The organism is Aeromicrobium panaciterrae (genome assembly GCF_039537165.1).
Lineage (GTDB): Bacteria > Actinomycetota > Actinomycetes > Propionibacteriales > Nocardioidaceae > Aeromicrobium > Aeromicrobium panaciterrae.
On the sequence record NZ_BAAAZZ010000002.1, the window covers coordinates 2,843,034 to 2,860,755 of the forward strand.

At 68.7% G+C, this 17,722-nt stretch carries 17 protein-coding genes; all 17 read left to right on the plus strand.

Going from position 1 to position 17,722, the window contains the following annotated elements; translation table 11 throughout:
* The first annotated feature begins 3 nt into the window (after nucleotides 1-3).
* Complete coding sequence (locus ABD683_RS14855) at nucleotides 4-2,088, plus strand: molybdopterin oxidoreductase family protein (protein ID WP_344770748.1); 2,085 nt, start codon at nucleotides 4-6, stop codon at nucleotides 2,086-2,088.
* On the plus strand, nucleotides 2,085-3,557 hold the full coding sequence (locus tag ABD683_RS14860) for an FAD-dependent oxidoreductase (protein WP_344770749.1): 1,473 nt from the start codon (nucleotides 2,085-2,087) through the stop codon (nucleotides 3,555-3,557). The genes ABD683_RS14855 and ABD683_RS14860 overlap by 4 nt, the downstream gene beginning before the upstream one ends.
* Nucleotides 3,558-3,602: 45 nt before the next feature.
* A complete protein-coding gene (gene nirB, locus ABD683_RS14865) occupies nucleotides 3,603-6,179 on the plus strand; it encodes a nitrite reductase large subunit NirB (protein WP_344770750.1) in 2,577 nt (858 codons plus the stop codon).
* Nucleotides 6,176-6,523, plus strand: a complete 348-nt coding sequence (gene nirD / locus ABD683_RS14870; protein WP_344770752.1) for a nitrite reductase small subunit NirD — start codon at nucleotides 6,176-6,178, stop codon at nucleotides 6,521-6,523. The genes nirB and nirD overlap by 4 nt, the downstream gene beginning before the upstream one ends.
* Nucleotides 6,520-7,635: a uroporphyrinogen-III synthase gene (locus ABD683_RS14875; RefSeq protein ID WP_344770753.1), complete on the plus strand. Its 1,116-nt coding sequence runs from the start codon at nucleotides 6,520-6,522 to the stop codon at nucleotides 7,633-7,635. Before nirD ends, ABD683_RS14875 begins: the two co-directional genes overlap by 4 nt.
* Entirely contained in the window at nucleotides 7,632-8,348 is a 717-nt protein-coding gene (locus ABD683_RS14880; protein ID WP_344770754.1) for a sirohydrochlorin chelatase, read from the plus strand. The genes ABD683_RS14875 and ABD683_RS14880 overlap by 4 nt, the downstream gene beginning before the upstream one ends.
* Nucleotides 8,349-8,457: 109 nt before the next feature.
* Complete coding sequence (locus ABD683_RS14885) at nucleotides 8,458-9,171, plus strand: sirohydrochlorin chelatase (protein ID WP_344770755.1); 714 nt, start codon at nucleotides 8,458-8,460, stop codon at nucleotides 9,169-9,171.
* A gap of 89 nt (nucleotides 9,172-9,260) precedes the next feature.
* The gene (locus ABD683_RS14890; RefSeq protein ID WP_344770756.1) at nucleotides 9,261-11,702 is read left to right on the plus strand and encodes an FtsK/SpoIIIE family DNA translocase; all 2,442 of its coding nucleotides are present in this window, start codon (nucleotides 9,261-9,263) and stop codon (nucleotides 11,700-11,702) included.
* On the plus strand, nucleotides 11,699-12,142 hold the full coding sequence (locus ABD683_RS14895; protein WP_344770757.1) for a hypothetical protein: 444 nt from the start codon (nucleotides 11,699-11,701) through the stop codon (nucleotides 12,140-12,142). The genes ABD683_RS14890 and ABD683_RS14895 overlap by 4 nt, the downstream gene beginning before the upstream one ends.
* Before the next feature lie 22 nt (nucleotides 12,143-12,164).
* Nucleotides 12,165-12,785: a CDP-alcohol phosphatidyltransferase family protein gene (locus ABD683_RS14900; RefSeq protein ID WP_344770758.1), complete on the plus strand. Its 621-nt coding sequence runs from the start codon at nucleotides 12,165-12,167 to the stop codon at nucleotides 12,783-12,785.
* On the plus strand, nucleotides 12,782-13,255 hold the full coding sequence (locus tag ABD683_RS14905) for a CinA family protein (RefSeq protein WP_344770759.1): 474 nt from the start codon (nucleotides 12,782-12,784) through the stop codon (nucleotides 13,253-13,255). Before ABD683_RS14900 ends, ABD683_RS14905 begins: the two co-directional genes overlap by 4 nt.
* A gap of 68 nt (nucleotides 13,256-13,323) precedes the next feature.
* Nucleotides 13,324-13,617 carry a helix-turn-helix domain-containing protein gene (locus ABD683_RS14910; protein ID WP_425548536.1) on the plus strand — a complete coding sequence of 98 codons (294 nt, stop codon included), beginning with the start codon at nucleotides 13,324-13,326 and terminating at the stop codon, nucleotides 13,615-13,617.
* A 59-nt stretch (nucleotides 13,618-13,676) separates the two neighbouring features.
* Nucleotides 13,677-15,176 (plus strand): YncE family protein, encoded by a 1,500-nt coding sequence (locus tag ABD683_RS14915; protein WP_344770761.1) that lies wholly within the window; start codon nucleotides 13,677-13,679, stop codon nucleotides 15,174-15,176.
* Between the two features lie 38 nt (nucleotides 15,177-15,214).
* Nucleotides 15,215-15,409: a DUF3046 domain-containing protein gene (locus tag ABD683_RS14920; protein WP_344770762.1), complete on the plus strand. Its 195-nt coding sequence runs from the start codon at nucleotides 15,215-15,217 to the stop codon at nucleotides 15,407-15,409.
* A 204-nt stretch (nucleotides 15,410-15,613) separates the two neighbouring features.
* Complete coding sequence (gene recA / locus ABD683_RS14925; RefSeq protein WP_344770763.1) at nucleotides 15,614-16,690, plus strand: recombinase RecA; 1,077 nt, start codon at nucleotides 15,614-15,616, stop codon at nucleotides 16,688-16,690.
* A gap of 2 nt (nucleotides 16,691-16,692) precedes the next feature.
* Nucleotides 16,693-17,187: a regulatory protein RecX gene (locus ABD683_RS14930; protein ID WP_344770764.1), complete on the plus strand. Its 495-nt coding sequence runs from the start codon at nucleotides 16,693-16,695 to the stop codon at nucleotides 17,185-17,187.
* A 3-nt stretch (nucleotides 17,188-17,190) separates the two neighbouring features.
* Nucleotides 17,191-17,718, plus strand: a complete 528-nt coding sequence (locus tag ABD683_RS14935) for a GNAT family N-acetyltransferase (RefSeq protein WP_344770765.1) — start codon at nucleotides 17,191-17,193, stop codon at nucleotides 17,716-17,718.
* Nucleotides 17,719-17,722 lie beyond the last annotated feature (4 nt).

Consider the following 17,722-nt stretch of genomic DNA (forward strand, 5'->3'; position numbering starts at 1 on the left):
CCGATGACTGACACCCACTGTCCGTACTGCGCACTCCAGTGCGCCCAGAAGCTCGGCGGCGATCCCATCGCCGCCGAGCCGCGGGCGTTCCCGACCAACGTCGGCGGCATGTGCCAGAAGGGCTGGACCAGCGCCGAGCTCCTGAGGGCCCAGGACCGCATCACGACGCCGCTCCGCCGTACGCCCGACGGCAGCTATGTCGAGGTGACCTGGGACGAGGCGCTCGACGACATCGCGGCACGGGTGCAGGCGATCCAGGCTGCGCACGGGCCGGACGGTGTCGCGGTGTTCGGCGGGGGAGGGCTGACGAACGAGAAGGCCTACCAGCTCGGCAAGTTCGCCCGGCTCGCACTGCGGACCCGGCTGATCGACTACAACGGCCGCTTCTGCATGTCGTCGGCCGCGGCGGCCGCCAACCGTACGCTCGGGGTCGATCGCGGGCTGCCGTTCCCGCTGACGGACCTCAACGATGCCGACGTCGTGGCGCTGTTCGGCAGCAACCTCGCTGACACCATGCCTCCGGCCGTCCAGCACCTGGGGAACGTACGAGAGCGCGGCGGGCTCGTCGTCGTCGATCCGCGCCTCAGCGCGACGGCCAGGCTCACCGAGGAGGGTGCGGGTGAGCATGCCCAGCTGGTGCCGGGCACCGATCTCGTCCTGGTCCTCGGACTGCTGCACATCGTGTTCGCCGAGTCGTTGGCCGACGACGACTACCTCACGGCCCGGGTGGACGGCGTCGACGCACTGCGCCGCAGCGTCGCCGAGTGGTGGCCCGAGCGGGTCGCCGCCACGACGGGAGTCTCGGAGACGCAGCTGCGCCGCATCGCTCGTACGCTCGCCGACGCCAGCCCGCATCGCGGCGGCCGAGGTGCGTTCCTGCTGACTGGCCGGGGATCCGAGCAGCACGTCGACGGGACCGACACCGTCACCGCCGTCATCAACCTCGCTCTGGCGCTGGGACTCGTGGGCGCGGAGCGCGGCGGCTACGGGGCCATCACGGGACAGGGCAACGGCCAGGGCGGCCGTGAGCACGGTCAGAAGTCCGACCAGCTGCCCGGCTACCGGATGATCGCCGACCCTGCGGCGCGCGAGCACGTCGCCGGTGTCTGGGGCGTCGATCCCGGGCTGATCCCGGGACCCGGGATACCTGCCGTCGAGCTCCTGCTGAGCCTCGGCGCGCCCGACGGCCCGCGGGCACTGTTCGTCCACGGGAGCAACGTCCTCGTCAGCGCACCCGATGCGACCGCCGTACGCCGCCGGGTCGAGGAGCTCGACCTGGTCGTGGTGTGCGACTTCGTACCGTCCGAGACCGCGATGCTGGCCGACTACGTGCTTCCGGTGACCCAGTGGGCTGAGGAGGAGGGCACCATGACGGGTCTCGAGGGCCGGGTGCTGCGGCGGCGCAAGGCGGTCGAGGCGCCCACCGGCGTACGGTCCGAGCTCGAGATCTTCGCCGAGCTCGCCGGGCGGCTCGACGCACCCAGCACTTGGTCCACCGAGCCCCGCGAGGTGTTCGACGAGCTCCGGCGCGCCAGTGCGGGCGGGCGCGCGGACTACGCGGGCATCTCGTACGAGCGCCTCGACGCAGGTGAGGCGCTCTACTGGCCGTGCCCATCGGAGGACCATCCGGGGACCCCGCGGCTGTTCTCCGAGTCGTTCCCGACACCGACGGGCCGGGCCACGATGGTGGCAGTGCGTCCGGTCGGTCCGGACGACGTGATCCGTGCTGAAGCGCCCGTGTGGCTCGTGACCGGGCGGGTGCTGCAGCACTACCAGTCGGGCGCGCAGACGCGCCGTGTCGCCAGGCTCAACGACTCGATGCCGCATGCGTACGTCGAGATCCACCCGTTGCTCGCCGCGCGCATCGGCGTGGAGGGCCTCGACGACATCCGCGTCTCGTCCACCCGCGGCTCGATGGTCGCCCAGGCGCGCATCAGCCCCGACATCCGGCCTGACACCGTGTTCGTCCCGTTCCACTTCGCCGACGCCGGAATGGTCAATGCCGTGACGAGCTCGGCGACCGACCCGGTGTCGGGCATGCCGGAGTTCAAGGTGTGCGCCGTCCAGATTGCGAGGGCAGCATCATGAAGGTGGTCGTGGTCGGAGCCGGCATGGTCGGCAACCGTTTCGTCGACGAGCTGGGACGCATCGCACCCGACATCGATGTCGACCTGCTCGGCGAGGAGTCGTACGAGCCCTACAACCGGGTGCTCCTGACCGAGCTGGTCGCCGGCCGGGTCGACCTGGCCGGGCTCGCCCTGCCGACGCCTGACCAGGGACACGTCCGCGTACGTCCCGGTGTCGCGGCCCTCGAGATCGACCGGGCTCGGCGCTGCGTCGTGACGGCCGATGGTGAGTTCGAGTACGACCACCTCGTGCTGGCAACCGGCTCCCGTGGACGGGTCATCCCGATCCCGGGCTTGAGGGACGGGTTGCCTCGCGGTGCCCACGTGCTGCGGAGCCTCGACGACGCCCGTGACATCTCGGCCGCAGCCCTGAACGTCGAGCGCGCGGTCGTGATCGGTGGTGGCCCGCTCGGGATCGAGCTGGCCTGCGGACTGCGCCATCGCGGCGTCGAGGTCACGGTCATGTCGATCATGGCGACGATGCTCGACCGTGACCTCGATCCCCACGTCGCCGAGATCGCCGAGCGCACCGCCCGCGACCTCGGCATCACGTTCGTGGGGGACGCGGCGATCGCCTCGGTCAGCGTCGCGGACGGTCGCGTCACGGCGGTCTGCCTCGCTGACGGGACGACCTATCCCGCCGGCCTGGTCGTGCTCGCCGCCGGCACCGTCCCCGAGACGAGCCTCGCGGGTGCCGCGGGTCTCGAGACCAACCTCGGCATCGTGGTCGGCGACGACCTGCGTACGACCCTCGACCCGCACATCTGCGCGATCGGCGACTGCGCCGAGACCTCAGGCGGGGTGAGTGGTCTCGTCGCACCGGGATGGGCACAGGCGCGGGCGCTTGCCCGCAGCATCGCGCACGGCAGCGACCTGGAGCTGCCGCCCATCGCGGGATCGGCGATGCGGCTCAAGGCCGTGGGGCTGAGCGTCGTGACGATGGGCGTACGGGCGTCGAGCGCGGACGAGCACGACCGCGTCGTCACCCTGTCCGATCCGCGTGAGCGTCGATTCATCGAGCTGGTCGCGCGCGGCGACACGCTGGCCGGTGTCACCTGTGTCGGCGCTCCAGATCTCGCAGCGCACCTGTCGACGCAGTTCGACCGGCCGGGCATGCTCCCCATCGACCCGATGCACCTGCTGATGGGCAGCGGGTCCACCGGCGTCGTCGAGAGCGCCTCGCCCACGACGATGCCGGCCGCGACCACGGTGTGCCGCTGCAACGGCGTGACCAAGGGCGACCTCGTGCATGCCTGGGACGGCGGCGCCACCACGGTCGAGGAGCTCGCCGGTGCGACGCTGGCGACGACCGGGTGCGGAGGGTGCACGAAGCTCGTCTGCGGCATCGTCGACTGGTTGACCGAGAGTGATCCGCCGAAGATCTCACACGACGCCACCTCCGTACGTGAGGCAACTGTTCCGTCGAGGTAACACGCAGACCCCGGACCTGAAATCTCGTGTTCCTACGTTCGAACCATGACCTCGAAGAAGAAGCTCGCTGTTGTCGGCGCCGGGATGGTCGCGCACCGTCTGGTCGAGGCGATGGTCGAGCGCGGGGCCGACGAGGTGTTCGACATCGAGGTGTTCGGTGACGAGACACGGCCGCCGTACGACCGGGTGGCACTGACGTCGTTCTTCTCCGACCGTGATCCGGAGGACCTGCTCCTCGGCGACGGCACGCTGTGGAAGCGCCCCGGCGTACGGCTGTATCGCGGATCCGTCGTGAGCCGCATCGATCGCGAGGCCAAGCAGCTCCACGCCCGCAACACGACGTTCGACTACGACCGGCTGGTGCTCGCGACGGGCTCGTACGCCACGGTGCCGCCGGTCGACGGCTCGGACCTGCCCGGCTGCTTCGTCTATCGCACGGTCGATGACGTCGCCGAGCTCCGTGCCTGGGTGACGGACCGCGAGGCTGCGCTTGGACGCACGGTGAAGGGCGCCGTGGTCGGGGGAGGCCTGCTGGGTCTGGAGGCCGCTGGCGCGCTCACGGCTCTGGGTGCCGAGACGACGGTGGTCGAGTTCGCCGACTGGCTCATGCCGCTGCAGGTCGACCAGGCCGGCGGTGGCGCGCTCCAACGGATCATCGAGCAGCTCGGTGTGACGGTCCGTACCTCCACCGCGACATCGAAGCTGCGCGCGGGTCGTGACGGCAAGGTCGCCCGCATGCAGTTCGCCGACGGCGACCGCATCGCTGCTGACGTGGTCGTGTTTGCCACCGGCGTACGGCCGCGTGACGAGCTGGCCCGTGACGCGGGCCTGGAGCTGGGGGAGCGCGGAGGAGTCCTCGCCGACGAGGCGTGCACGACGAGTGACGAGTCGATCTTCGCGATCGGCGAGGTGGCGCACATCGCGGGACGCGTGTGGGGCCTGGTGGGCCCGGGCTACTCGATGGCCGAGGTGGTGGCGGACCGCCTGCTGGGCGGCGACGCGACCTTCGAGGGAGCCGACCTGTCGACCAAGCTCAAGCTCCTGGGCGTCGACGTCGCGAGCTTCGGCGATGCGTTCGCCGCGACCAACGGGAGCCTCGAGGTCGTGTACGCCGACCCGACCGCCGGCATCTACAAGAAGCTCGTCATGAGCGACGACGCACAGACGTTGCTCGGCGGCATGTTGGTCGGCGACGCCAGCGCCTACACGAACCTGCGGCCCATGGTCGGCCGCGCACTCGGCAGCGACCCGACCGCGTGGCTGCTGCCCGAGGGCATGGAGCCGCCCAGCGGCGGAACGCTGCCGGACGACGCCAACGTCTGCTCCTGCAACAACGTCACGGCCGGCACGATCCGTGGCGCCGTCACGGACCACCAGTGCACCGACATCGCGGCCGTGAAGGCATGCACCAAGGCTGGTACGAGCTGCGGCTCGTGCGTCTCCCTGGTCAAGAAGCTCATGGAGACCCAGATGGCCGAGGAAGGGCTCGAGGTCGACAGCTCCCTGTGCGAGCACTTCACGTACACCCGCGCCCAGCTCTTCGACATCGTGCGGGTTGCGGGCATCACGACGTTCTCCGAGCTGCTCGAGAAGCACGGCACCGGTCGTGGCTGCGACATCTGCCGACCCGTCGCTGCCTCGATCCTCGCCTCGCTCGGCCACGGCCACGTGCTCGATGGCGAGAACGCGGCGATCCAGGACACCAACGACCACGTGATGGCCAACCTGCAGAAGGACGGCACCTACTCCGTCGTGCCACGCATCCCCGGCGGCGAGGTGACCCCGGCCGGCCTGATCGTGATCGGCCAGGTGGCGGCCGACTTCGGGCTCTACACCAAGATCACCGGCGGACAGCGCATCGACCTGTTCGGTGCCCGCATCGAGCAGCTTCCCGCGATCTGGAAGCGGCTCGTCGATGCCGGCTTCGAGTCGGGCCACGCGTACGGCAAGTCGCTGCGCACCGTGAAGTCGTGCGTCGGGCAGTCCTGGTGCCGCTACGGCGTGCAGGACTCGACGACTCTGGCGGTCGACCTGGAGCTGCGCTACCGCGGTCTTCGCTCGCCCCACAAGCTCAAGCTGGCCGTGTCGGGCTGCGCACGCGAGTGCGCCGAGGCGCGCGGCAAGGACGTGGGCATCATCGCCACGGAGAAGGGGTGGAACATGTACGTCGGCGGCAACGGGGGATTCACCCCGCGCCACGCCCAGCTGTTCGCCGAGGACCTCAGCACCGAGGAACTCGTACGCGCCATCGACCGCTTCCTCATGTACTACGTGCGTACGGCGGACCGCCTGCAGCGCACCGCGCCGTGGCTCGAGTCGGTCGAGGGCGGGATCGAGGCCGTACGCGCGGTGGTGCTCGACGACAGCCTGGGCATCGGCGCCGATCTCGACGCCGCGATGGCGTCACACGTCGACGCCTACGAGGACGAATGGGCGGCGACCCTGGCCGACGACGACAAGTTAGCGCGCTTCGCATCGTTCGTTAACGCGCCCGAAACACCCGACCCCGATCTTGTATATGTCGAGGAACGCGGTCAACGACGACCCGCCAACGACGACGAGCGGGCGGTGCTGATCGCCGGTTCGACCATTCCGGTGCGTGAGGTGGGGGTGACCGTATGAGCAGGTGGCAGCGGGTGTGCACGCTCGACGCACTGGTGCCCGATCGCGGCGCCGCAGCCCTGGTCGACGATCGCCAGATCGCCCTGTTCCGGCTCAGCGACACCGGCGACGTCCACGCGGTCGACCACCTCGACCCGTTCAGCCGGGCCAACGTGATGGCCCGGGGCCTGGTGGGCAGCCGCGGCGGTGTGGCCACGGTCGCCTCGCCGATGCACAAGCAGGCGTTCGACCTGCGTACCGGTGAGTGCCTCGACGACCCAACGGTGAGTCTCCGGGTCTGGGCGACGCGGGTGGCTGACGGCTGGGTCGAGGTCGAGCTGACCGACGGCACGGGTGAACCGTGACCCCGCTCGGACCCGTGCTCGCCGGCACCCAGATCCTCGTCACGGCACAGCGCCGCGCCGATGACCTCTCGCTGGCCCTGGGCCGGCGCGGTGCCGTCGTCACGATCGCCGCCTCGCTGGGGGTCGAGTCGCACATCGACGAGAACACCCTGATCGCCCAGACCCGGCAGATGATCGCCGCCGGCACCGACATCGTGGTGGTCACGACCGGCATCGGCTTTCGCGGCTGGCTCGACACCGCCGAGGCCGCCGGCATCGGCCACGAGCTGATCGAGGCACTGCGTTCCGTACGGCTCATCGCTCGCGGGCCGAAGGCGCGAGGTGCCCTCCAGGCTGCCGGACTGACGCCCGACTGGGTCGCCGAGTCCGAGACCTCCGCCGAGATCGCCGACTTCCTCACCGCCGAGGGCGTGCACGGCCTGTCGATCGCCGTGCAGCACCACGGCGCAGGTGACGACGGGCTCGAGAAGCGCCTGGCCGCGGCCGGCGGTCGCCCCTTCGGGTTGGTCGTCTATCGCTGGGGTCCACCACCCGACCCGGTCGCGGTCGACCGCTCGGTCCACGAGACGGCGTCCGGGATGTACGACGCCGTCGTGTTCACGTCAGCCCCGGGCGCCGCCGCGTGGCTCTCCGCCGTCACTGAGGCGGGCGTCGAGGACGCGATTCGCCGACTCGAGAAGGATCGCCGCCTGGTCCTCGCCGCCGTGGGCCCCGTGACCGCAGACCCGCTCCGGGCAGCGGGCTTCGACCCGATGATGCCGGAGCGTGCGCGGCTGGGTGCCTTGGTCCGGTCGCTCGTGATGTACCTCGGCGACGCGTCGGAGAACGTGCAGACCGCCGCGGGACAGCTCCGTATCCGCGCCACCGCAGCGACGCTGGACCACGTGATGCTCCCGGTCTCGCCGACCGGGCTGGAGATCCTGCGCCTTCTCGTGCGTGACCCCGGCACGGTGCGGTCACGCGGTGAGCTCCTCGCGGTGCTCCCGGGCGACTCCGACGACCCGCACACGGCGGAGGTCGCCGTGGCACGACTCCGCGAGGCCGTGGGGCAGCCGATCATCAAGACCGTCGTGAAACGTGGTTACCGCCTCGCGGTGACGGAGGCATCATGAGCATCCCGCTGGTGGCTGCGAGCCACGGTACGCACGCCGAGGAGGCGCGCCAGGCGATCACGGCGCTGGTCGATGCGGTACGCGCTGCTGCACCACACGTCGACGTGCACGAGGCGTTCGTGGACGTCCAGGACCCGCGAGTCCGCGACGTCGTCGCACGCATCGCGGAGCCGGCGGTCGTCGTGCCGCTGCTCCTGGCGCCCGGATTCCACGTCCACGTCGACATCGCGGAGGCCAGCGCCGGACCCGACCAGGTCGCCGCCCGGACGCTCGGGCCAGACCGGCGACTCACCGACGTGCTGCTGAAGCGACTTGCCGCCGCTGGTGCGACACGCGACGACGTGGTCGTGCTCGGCGGGGCAGGGTCGACCGACGAGGCCGCCCTGCGAAGCGTTGACGCGGCCGCCCGCCTGCTGGGTGCCGCCTGGGGTGCGCCGATCCGGGTCGGTCACGTCGGCGGCAGCAGCAACCCGATCGGCGATGTCGTACGTGAGGTCGCCCGGTCCGGACGTCGCGTCGTCGTGGCCAGCTATCTGATGGCACCGGGCCACTTCCACGACCGGATGACCTCGTGCGGCGCTGACGTGGTGACCCGCCCACTCCTCGACGGATCCGTGGCGGAGACCGACCTGGTCTCGCTGGTGATCGACCGGTATGCCGAGGCCGCAGACCTTCTCGATCGGGCTCATCGTGCCCGCGAACGATGGATGTAACCAAACCTCGGTTCCCCGTTAACCCGCGGGAAACACCGGGCAGCGACTGTGGACGTGTGCCTGCATCCGGTCGTGGTTTACGCAATTGCGGCCCTCGGGGGTGCAGTAGATGACGCGCAGCCTTCTTCTGTGCGCTCATGGCCCGCAGAGCACTCGTGGTCGTGCCGCCCTCGCCGGACTGGTCAACGCCGTCCGACGAGAGGCGCACGATCTCGACGTGATCGACACGTACGTCGACCTCCAGGAGCCCGAGGTCGCGCACACCGTCGAGACCACCAGCGGGCCTCGCGCCCTCGTGCCGCTGATGCTCGCGTACGACCGCGACGTCAGCGTCGACATCGTCCGGGCATCCCACCTCGATCCCTCCGTCACCGTCACCGCGCCGATCGGCCCTGACTGGGTCGTGGCGGAGGTCGGCGTGCGGCGCCTCTTCGAGGCGGGCGCGCGTTCCAACGACACGATCGTCCTCGCCGCCGACACCACCACGGATGAACGCGCACTCGCCGACATCTCGAAGGCGGCCCAGCTGCTCAGCGCGGTCTGGGGTGGACGCGTCCATGTCGGGGCACTCGGGGGTCCCGACACCGCGCTCACCGAGGCGGTCGACGTCGCGCGGGCGTACGGCCACCGCGTCGTCGTGTCGAGCTATCTCCTGACGACCGGCGACGCACACGAGGCGATGCTGGAGTGCGGCGCCGACGTCGTCACGGCGCCGCTGCTCGACAACAATCCGCCGGACCCGCGCCTCGTCAGCCTCGTGATGGCACGCGCCCGCCGCGACGCTGCGAACGCGATCGACAGCACCCGGATGGTCGGCAACTAGCTTCGATCTCGAGGGCTGATGGCCCGAAACAGTGGGGCATGCCGCTCAGGGTCCATCAAAACCCTTGAGTTCTGCTTTAGCCTTTCCCCATGGCGACCCGAACGTCTTCCCCGCCGCGCAAGCGGCCGTCCGGCAGCCAGGCCCGAAAGAAGCCGGCATCACGCAAGCCGCAGGCTAGGAAGCCAGCGACCCGCAAGCCGCGCAGCTCAGGACCTGGCCCGATTGGTGCTGCCTTCACCGGCTTGCTCAATCTCCTCCGCTCGCTGTGGCTCGGCCTCGCCGGGATCACCGGAGCCGTGGCCCGCAGCATCGGCAGCAGTGCCAGGGAGCTCGACCCCGCGCAACGGCGCGACGGTGTCGGCTTCGGCCTGCTCGGCGTCAGCATCATCGTCGCCGCGTCGGTGTGGTGGCAGATCCCCGGCCGAGTCGGCGGTGCAGTCCGTACGATCACGTCCGGCAGCGTCGGCATCCTGGCCTGGGCCGTGCCGATCCTGTTCGTCGTGATCGCGTGGCGCACGCTGCGCCACCCCGACCGCAACGGTCCGGCCGGTCGGCAGGTGCTCGGCTGGAGCGCAATCGTGGGCGGCACGCTCGGACTCGTCCACCTCTCGCACGGTGTGCCCCGCCCCAGCGACTCCAAGGCCATGCAGGACGCCGGCGGAGCGATCGGCTTCCTGTTCTCCGCGCTGCTGGACGACCTGCTCAAGAGTCCCTACGTCGTCGCGCCGCTGCTGGTGCTCGTCGTCGCGTTCGGCGTCCTCGTGGTCACCGGCACGCCGTTGCATGCCGTGCCCGGTCGCCTGACCGAGCTTCGCGACAAGGCCTTGGGCCGCGCCCCGGAGGAGGTCGAGGAGGAGAAGCCCAAGCGGGTCAGGCACCCCAAGACCGCCCCGATCGTTGACGAGGAGTTCGACAGCCCCCTGATCGACGGACCCGACGAGGACCGTACGGTCCCGGCACGGGTCTTCGAGGTCCACGAGCCGGAGCCCGACGACGAGATCACCGGTCCGATCCGGGCGATCGAGCCGATCCCGGCCTCGGCAGAGCAGCTCGCACTCGCCAGCGACGTCATCTACACGCTGCCGGAGCCGTCCGTGCTGCGCGAGGGCACGCCGCACAAGGCGCGCTCCGCCGCGTCCGACGAGGTCGTCGAGCGTCTCACCGAGGTGCTCGAGCAGTTCCAGATCGACGCGACGGTCACGGGCTACACCCGCGGCCCGACCGTCACCCGTTACGAGGTCGAGCTCGGCCCGGCCGTCAAGGTCGAGAAGGTCACGGCACTCTCGCGCAACATCTCGTACGCCGTGGCGTCCGCCGAGGTGCGCATCCTGTCGCCGATCCCGGGCAAGTCCGCGATCGGCGTCGAGATCCCCAACGTCGACAAGGAGATGGTCTCGCTCGGTGACGTGCTGCGCTCCAACAAGGCACGCAGCGACCACCACCCCATGGTCATCGGACTCGGCAAGGACGTCGAGGGCGGTTACGTCGTCGCCAACCTCGCCAAGATGCCGCACCTGCTGGTCGCGGGCGCGACGGGATCGGGCAAGTCGTCGTTCGTCAACTCGATGATCGGCTCGATCCTGATGCGCTCCACGCCCGAAGAGGTGCGGATGATCATGGTCGACCCCAAGCGGGTCGAGCTGACGGCGTACGAAGGCGTCCCGCACCTGATCACGCCGATCATCACCAACCCCAAGAAGGCCGCCGAGGCGCTGCAGTGGGTCGTACGCGAGATGGACATGCGCTACGACGACCTCGCCAACTTCGGGTTCCGCCACATCGACGACTTCAACAAGGCCGTGCGAGCCGGCAAGGTGCAGCTGCCCCCGGGCAGTGAGCGCGTGCTGGCGCCCTACCCCTACCTCCTCGTGGTCGTCGACGAGCTCGCCGACCTGATGATGGTGGCTCCGCGCGACGTGGAGGACTCGATCGTCCGCATCACGCAGCTCGCCCGCGCCGCCGGCATCCACCTGGTGCTCGCGACGCAGCGACCGTCGGTCGACGTCGTCACGGGCCTGATCAAGGCCAACGTGCCCAGCCGGCTCGCGTTCGCGACGTCGTCGGTCACCGACAGCCGCGTCATCCTCGACCAGCCGGGTGCCGAGAAGCTCGTCGGACAGGGCGACGGGCTGTTCCTGCCCATGGGCCAGAACAAGGCCATGCGCATGCAGGGTGCCTGGATCACCGAGGCCGAGATCGCCTCGATCGTCGAGCACTGCAAGAAGCAGCTTCAGCCGGTCTACCGCGAGGACGTGACGGCCCCGGCCGTGTCCAAGCGCGAGATCGACGACGACATCGGCGACGACATGGACCTCGTCCTGCAGGCGATCGAGCTGTGCGTGACGACCCAGTTCGGCTCGACGTCGATGCTGCAGCGCAAGCTCCGAGTCGGCTTCGCCAAGGCCGGACGTCTCATGGACATCCTCGAGAGCCGCGGCATCGTCGGTCCCAGCGAAGGCTCCAAGGCCCGTGACGTGCTCATCAAGCCCGACGACCTCGACCAGGTCCTGGCAAGCATCCAGGCCGGATGAGCGGGCTCGAGCCGTTCGAGATCCGTCGGCGCACCAAGCTTTTCATCGCCCTCGGGCTGCTGTCCCTGGCACTGGCCGCGGGCTTCGTGTGGCTGGCGTACGACCGTGACGAGCCCTACCTGTATGCGCCGGCGGCCCTGCTGGCACTGCTCGGCCTGGTCAACCTCTGGGCCCTGCGTGGTGCGCGGTCGCCGCTGTTCGTGGCCGACGACCACGGCGTACGCCTGCGGGGACGCGAGGGCTGGGTGGGGCTGCTCTGGGGCGAGATGGCCGAGATCCGGGTCGAGCGGCGCGTGGGCGTCCGGTACGACCCGCGGGTCAAGGTCGTCAGCAAGGACGGCAGCCGTTTCTACACGTCTCCGCTGGGACTGGCGACCAACACGTCGCCGGGTGAGGCCGAAGTCCAGTTGGCGCGGCGCCGACCGGCTGCCGCATACTGAGACTTCACAGCGAGAGGGACTCATGGAAACGGCGCACCAGCCGAGCAGGCTCAACATTGCCAACGTGCTGACAGTGCTGCGCATCGCCGGCGTCCCGCTGTTCGGCTGGCTCCTGCTGACGCAGGACGGTCAGTCCGTCGAGTTCCGGGTCTGGTCGTGGGTCGCATTCGGTGCGCTGATGATCACCGACAAGATCGACGGCGACCTCGCCCGCAAGCACAACCTTGTCACCAACTTCGGCAAGCTGGCCGATCCGATCGCCGACAAGGCGCTGACCGGGATGGCCTTCGTGGGTCTCGCGATCATCTTCACGGACACACGGTTTGGCTGGCTGTTCTGGACCGTCACGATCATCGTGCTGGTCCGCGAGTGGGGCATCACACTGATGCGTTTCGTGGTCAAGAAGTACGGCGTCATGCCGGCCGGCCAGAACGGCAAGATCAAGACGACGCTGCAGGCCGTGGCGATCGGCGGCTACCTCCTCCCGTTCGAGATCTGGGACAACACGATCTCCGACATCCTGCGCTGGATCACCCACGGCTTCATGGCCGCGGCGTTCTTCATCACGGTCAGCACGGCAGTCGCCTACGTACGCGATGCCCGCAAGCTGCGCCGCGACTCCAAGGCCGCCGCCGCAGCATGACCCTGGCCGACGAGGTCATCGGTGCACTGCGTACCGCTGGGGCCACCGTCGCGACCGCCGAGTCGCTCACCGGTGGGCTGGTGTGCTCGACGCTCGTCCGGGTGCCTGGTGCCTCCGACGTCGTGCTCGGCGGGATCGTGGCCTATGCGGCTGACGCCAAGATCGAGCTGCTCGACGTCGACCCCGACCTGATCGACGAACGCGGCACCGTGGATACCGACGTCGCCGCCCAGATGGCGTTCGGAGCCCAGGAACGGTTCAACGCGACGTACGGCATCTCGACGACCGGGGTCGCCGGACCGGGGGAGAGCGAGGGCAAGCGGGAGGGCACGGTGCACATCGCGATCGCGGGGCCCGACGGCGTACGTACGACCGCGTTGCAGCTGGTCGGCGACCGCGACACGATCCGCAACGGGACGGTCGACGCGCTGCTGTCGGAGCTGGTCGCTACGCTGAGGGAAGAAACCTGATCGTGTCAGGGTTGTAGGTTGAAGATCCTGATGGTTCTTGGCTACGGAGGAGGTGCCCGGTGACCGCAATGCGACAGCTGGTCGGCGAGGTCCTCCGCGCGCGCCGCATCTCGCAGGGGCTGACGCTCCGCGACGTGTCGGGCAAGGCCCGGGTGAGCCTCGGCTACATCTCCGAGGTCGAGCGTGGGCAGAAGGAGCCGAGCTCGGAGCTCCTCGCCGCCCTCGCCGCAGCGCTCGACGTCCCGTTGTCCAAGGTCCTGCTCGACGTGAGCTCGCTGCTCGAGGTCGAGGAAGCCGCTGAGGCCCATATCGCGAGCATCTCGTCGATCGCCCGCGGCGACGTGTCGGCCTCCGCAGCCTGATCCTTCACTCTCGCTGTTTCCCGGCGTGACCCCGGTGATGTAACTGTCGTTGACAGTGCATGCGCCGTGTTCGTCTGCTCAGCCTCGCCGGACTGTTCGCCGCAACCCTGGTTGCGGTCGACGCGGACCTCGACCGTACGGAGGCTGCTCCACCGCCTCTGCGCGACGTCATGCTGGTCGGCAACAACTGGGCAGGCACTGCCACGATCGTGGATGCCAAGACCCGCCAGCTGCTGCGCACCGGAGTCAATTTCATCCCGGACAGGGCGCAAGAGCTCGCCGACATCAAGAAGAACCCCGCCCAGTTGGCGTTCTACCTCCTGATCCAGCAAGGCCCGGGTGAGGGTCACGACCAATACGTCGACGACATGTTCACCACCAACGACGGCAAGTACGTCGCCGTGTCGCGTCCCAGCTTTGCCGACGTCGTGTGGATCGATCTCCAGAAGGCGGCCGCTGGCGGCGCTGACAGCATCGTGCGCGAGCAGCAGATGGACGGCTACCGCACCGATCACATGGGACTGTCTCCCGATGGCCGGCGACTCCTCGTCAGCGATTCCACGAAGGCTCAGGTCATCGAGTACTCGATGGTCGACGAAACCATCGGGGGCAAGCAGATCACGATGGGCGACAGACTCCGAAGCTTCCCGTCCGGTGAGACCCCGCACGAGAACAACTACTCGCCCGACGGCACGCGGATCTACCACGCGTCGATCGGCAAGGTCTACCTTCCGGGCGACCAGCACTCGATCGGCCCGATCAAGATCGGACCGCTGCACGACGCCATCAAGGGCGATCGGTTCTACCAGATCGTCAACACCGAGGACTTCTCCATCTCGCAGCGCTGGGACATGGGCAAGGAGCTCGCCGAGGCGGGCCATGACGGCATGAGCTCGGCCGTACGTCCGATGGCGGTCGCACCAGACCAGCGGTTCATCTATTTCCAGGTGTCCTACTTCCACGGGATCGTCGAGTTCGACACGCAGGCTGCTGACATCGACGGCGCGGTCACCTACACGGCGGGAGGCATCGCCGAGCCGCGCACCGGTGCGGTGACCCGGTTGATAGACCTCCCGAACCGTATTCCCGACGTACCTCTTGAGGACTACGTCAACGACTCGGCTCATCACGGCCTCTCGATGGACGGCGACGGGCGAACTCTCTGCGTCGCCGGCACGATGGACGACTATGCCGCTCTGGTCGAACGGGACTCGGGCGAAGCGCGCATCTATGACAAGGCCACCACGGGCCACGGCTATCTCAAGCCCTACTGGACGACCGAGGGACTCGGCGACACGTGCTGGGTCTCCCTCAGTGAATCCGATGCGGTGGCGGTGCTCGACTTCGAGACCGGCGAAGAGCTCGCCTACCTGCCAGTCGGGGACCACCCTCAGCGGGTCCGCCACGGATTCGTGCCTGAGTCGACCGTGAGCACGTGGGGCCCGGTGATTCCCGACACCGAAGGTGGAACCACCGGTAGCGGTGGCCTGATCAACCAGGTGTCGAGCGTCGTCGGCTTGGTGTTCCGCCTGCTCAACCCGTTCCTGCCGGTGCGCTGAGGCGGTGGGCCATCAGGTCGCCCCGCATACTGGTCCGTGTGAAGTACAGCGAGTTCTGGGTCCGCATGGAGCAGCAGTTCGGGAGTGGCTACGCCCGCGTGTGGGCCGACAACCACGTGATGCGCGAGCTGGGTGGTCGTACGGCCTCCGCGGCCCTCGACGACGGCGAGCAGCCCAAGACGGTGTGGCGCGCGGTCCACGCCACCCTCAATCTGCCTGCCAGCGAGCGCTGAGACCGACGAGCAGCACCCAGCGGAACTTTCTCGCGACACGCCGACATCGAACGCACTGATCGAACAGATGTTCGGATAATCTCGTGCACAGGTTGGACGTCAGAAGGACGGCTTCCACAGACGGGTCGATGAGGCCCAGATATGTCTGAGGGTTCTTCTAGCGTCGTCGATGACCCGCCGCCCACGAGCAGAAACGGACCCACCATGGCACAGCCCAACCAGACCCTCGCCAGCGACAAGGACAAAGGCAAGTCCCTCGAAAACGCGATGGCCCAGATCGACCGCGCACATGGCAAGGGTGCCGTGATGCGACTCGGCGACCAGGCCCGTGCACCGATCGAGGTCATCCCCACTGGAGCGACGACGCTCGACATCGCGCTCGGCATCGGCGGTCTGCCGCGCGGCCGCGTCGTCGAGATCTATGGTCCGGAGTCCTCGGGCAAGACGACGGTCGCGCTCCACGCGATCGCCAACGCACAGAGGGCCGGCGGGGTCGCTGCCTTCATCGATGCCGAGCACGCGCTCGATCCTGAGTACGCCAAGCGTCTCGGTGTCGACACCGACGCGCTCCTGATCTCGCAGCCCGACAGCGGTGAGCAGGCGCTCGAGATCGCCGACATGCTGATCCGTTCAGGGGCGCTCGACATCATCGTGATCGACTCCGTGGCGGCCCTGGTGCCCCGAGCCGAGATCGACGGCGAGATGGGCGACAGCCACGTGGGTCTGCAGGCTCGCCTGATGAGCCAGGCGCTGCGCAAGATGACGGGTGCGATCAACGGGTCCGGCACGACGGCGATCTTCATCAACCAGCTGCGCGAAAAGATCGGCGTCATGTTCGGGTCGCCCGAGACCACGACGGGTGGCAAGGCGCTCAAGTTCTACGCCTCGGTCCGCCTCGACGTACGACGTATCGAGACGCTCAAGGACGGCACCGACATGGTCGGCAACCGCACCCGCATCAAGGTCGTCAAGAACAAGCTCGCGCCGCCGTTCAAGCAGGCCGAGTTCGACATCATGTACGGCACCGGCATCAGTCGCGAGGGCAGCCTGATCGACGTCGGCGTCGACACGGGCTTCGTCCGCAAGGCCGGCGCCTGGTACACCTACGAAGGCGACCAGCTCGGTCAGGGCAAGGAAAACTCGCGCAAGTTCCTCAAGGACAACCCCGACCTGGCCGATGAGCTCGAGAAGCGCATCATGGAGCACATGGGCATCGGCGCACAGGCCGACAAGCCCGCCCTCGAGATCGTCGAGGAGCCTCCGACCGACATCGACTTCTGACGGTGACCGAGGAAGAGGCCGAAGCGCTGGCCAAGAAGGTCATCTACGACCGTCTTGCCGTGCGCGCACAAAGCCGCAGCGACCTCGCTCAGGCACTGGCCAAGAAGCTGGTGCCTGAGGAGGTCGCTTCGGCGGTGCTCGACAAGTTCGAGGCTGCCGGGCTGATCGACGACGAGGAGTTCGCCCGCGCATGGGTGCAGTCGCGTCAGCGCAGCAAGGGTCTCTCCTCGCGGGTGCTCGCGATGGAGCTGCGTCAGAAGGGCGTCGACGACGAGATCTCCAAGGAGGTCCTCGCCGACATCGATCCTGTCGACGAGCTCCAGGCGGCGCACCGACTCGTGCAGGGCAAGCTGCGCTCATTGGCACGGTTCGACGACACCACCAAGATCCGCCGGCTCACCGGCATGCTGGCGCGCAAGGGCTATTCCCCTCAGATCGCGTTCGACGTCGTACGACAGGAGCTCGGTGCCGAGGCGGCGGCGCTCGATAGCCTCTGACGTGTGATCACGTTTCGTCGCCTGACTGACGCTGACATACCGGCGCTCGTCGAGTGGATGGCCGCCGAGCACGCCCAGCCGTGGTTCGGCGACGAGCCCCGCACACCTGAGCTGGCTCGCACGCACTACGCCAAGGAGCTCGACGGCAGCAGTCCCACGCGGATGTGGATCGTCGAGCTCGACGGCCGCGACATCGGCTACGTCCAGGACTATCCCGTCATTGCCTATGACGACTACGCCGTGCGCGTGCAGGACCCGCACGCCATCGCGTTCGACTACCTCATCGGCATCCCTGACCTCGTGGACCGGGGGATCGGCACCGAGATGATCACGACCTACTGCCGCGACGTGCTGTGCCGCGACTATCCGGACGCCCCGCGGTTCGTCGCGAGTCCCGACGTACGCAACAAGCGATCGATCCGGGTGCTGGAGAAGTGCGGGTTCACCCAAGGTCTCTGGATCCAGCCCGAGTCGGTGACGCATCCCGAAGTCGTCTGCACCGCACCGCGATCGGCGTTTGTGCCGGTGTGACGAC

Coding starts and splice junctions, on each gene's coding strand:
- ABD683_RS14915 (WP_344770761.1), top strand. CDS start 13,677: ATGCGCCGTGTTCGTCTGCTCAGCCTCGCCGGACTGTTCGCCGCAACC.
- ABD683_RS14905 (WP_344770759.1), top strand. CDS start 12,782: ATGACCCTGGCCGACGAGGTCATCGGTGCACTGCGTACCGCTGGGGCC.
- ABD683_RS14900 (WP_344770758.1), top strand. CDS start 12,165: ATGGAAACGGCGCACCAGCCGAGCAGGCTCAACATTGCCAACGTGCTG.
- ABD683_RS14860 (WP_344770749.1), top strand. CDS start 2,085: ATGAAGGTGGTCGTGGTCGGAGCCGGCATGGTCGGCAACCGTTTCGTC.
- nirB (WP_344770750.1), top strand. CDS start 3,603: ATGACCTCGAAGAAGAAGCTCGCTGTTGTCGGCGCCGGGATGGTCGCG.
- nirD (WP_344770752.1), top strand. CDS start 6,176: ATGAGCAGGTGGCAGCGGGTGTGCACGCTCGACGCACTGGTGCCCGAT.
- ABD683_RS14885 (WP_344770755.1), top strand. CDS start 8,458: ATGACGCGCAGCCTTCTTCTGTGCGCTCATGGCCCGCAGAGCACTCGT.
- recA (WP_344770763.1), top strand. CDS start 15,614: ATGGCACAGCCCAACCAGACCCTCGCCAGCGACAAGGACAAAGGCAAG.
- ABD683_RS14855 (WP_344770748.1), top strand. CDS start 4: ATGACTGACACCCACTGTCCGTACTGCGCACTCCAGTGCGCCCAGAAG.
- ABD683_RS14910 (WP_425548536.1), top strand. CDS start 13,324: ATGCGACAGCTGGTCGGCGAGGTCCTCCGCGCGCGCCGCATCTCGCAG.
- ABD683_RS14880 (WP_344770754.1), top strand. CDS start 7,632: ATGAGCATCCCGCTGGTGGCTGCGAGCCACGGTACGCACGCCGAGGAG.
- ABD683_RS14890 (WP_344770756.1), top strand. CDS start 9,261: ATGGCGACCCGAACGTCTTCCCCGCCGCGCAAGCGGCCGTCCGGCAGC.
- ABD683_RS14895 (WP_344770757.1), top strand. CDS start 11,699: ATGAGCGGGCTCGAGCCGTTCGAGATCCGTCGGCGCACCAAGCTTTTC.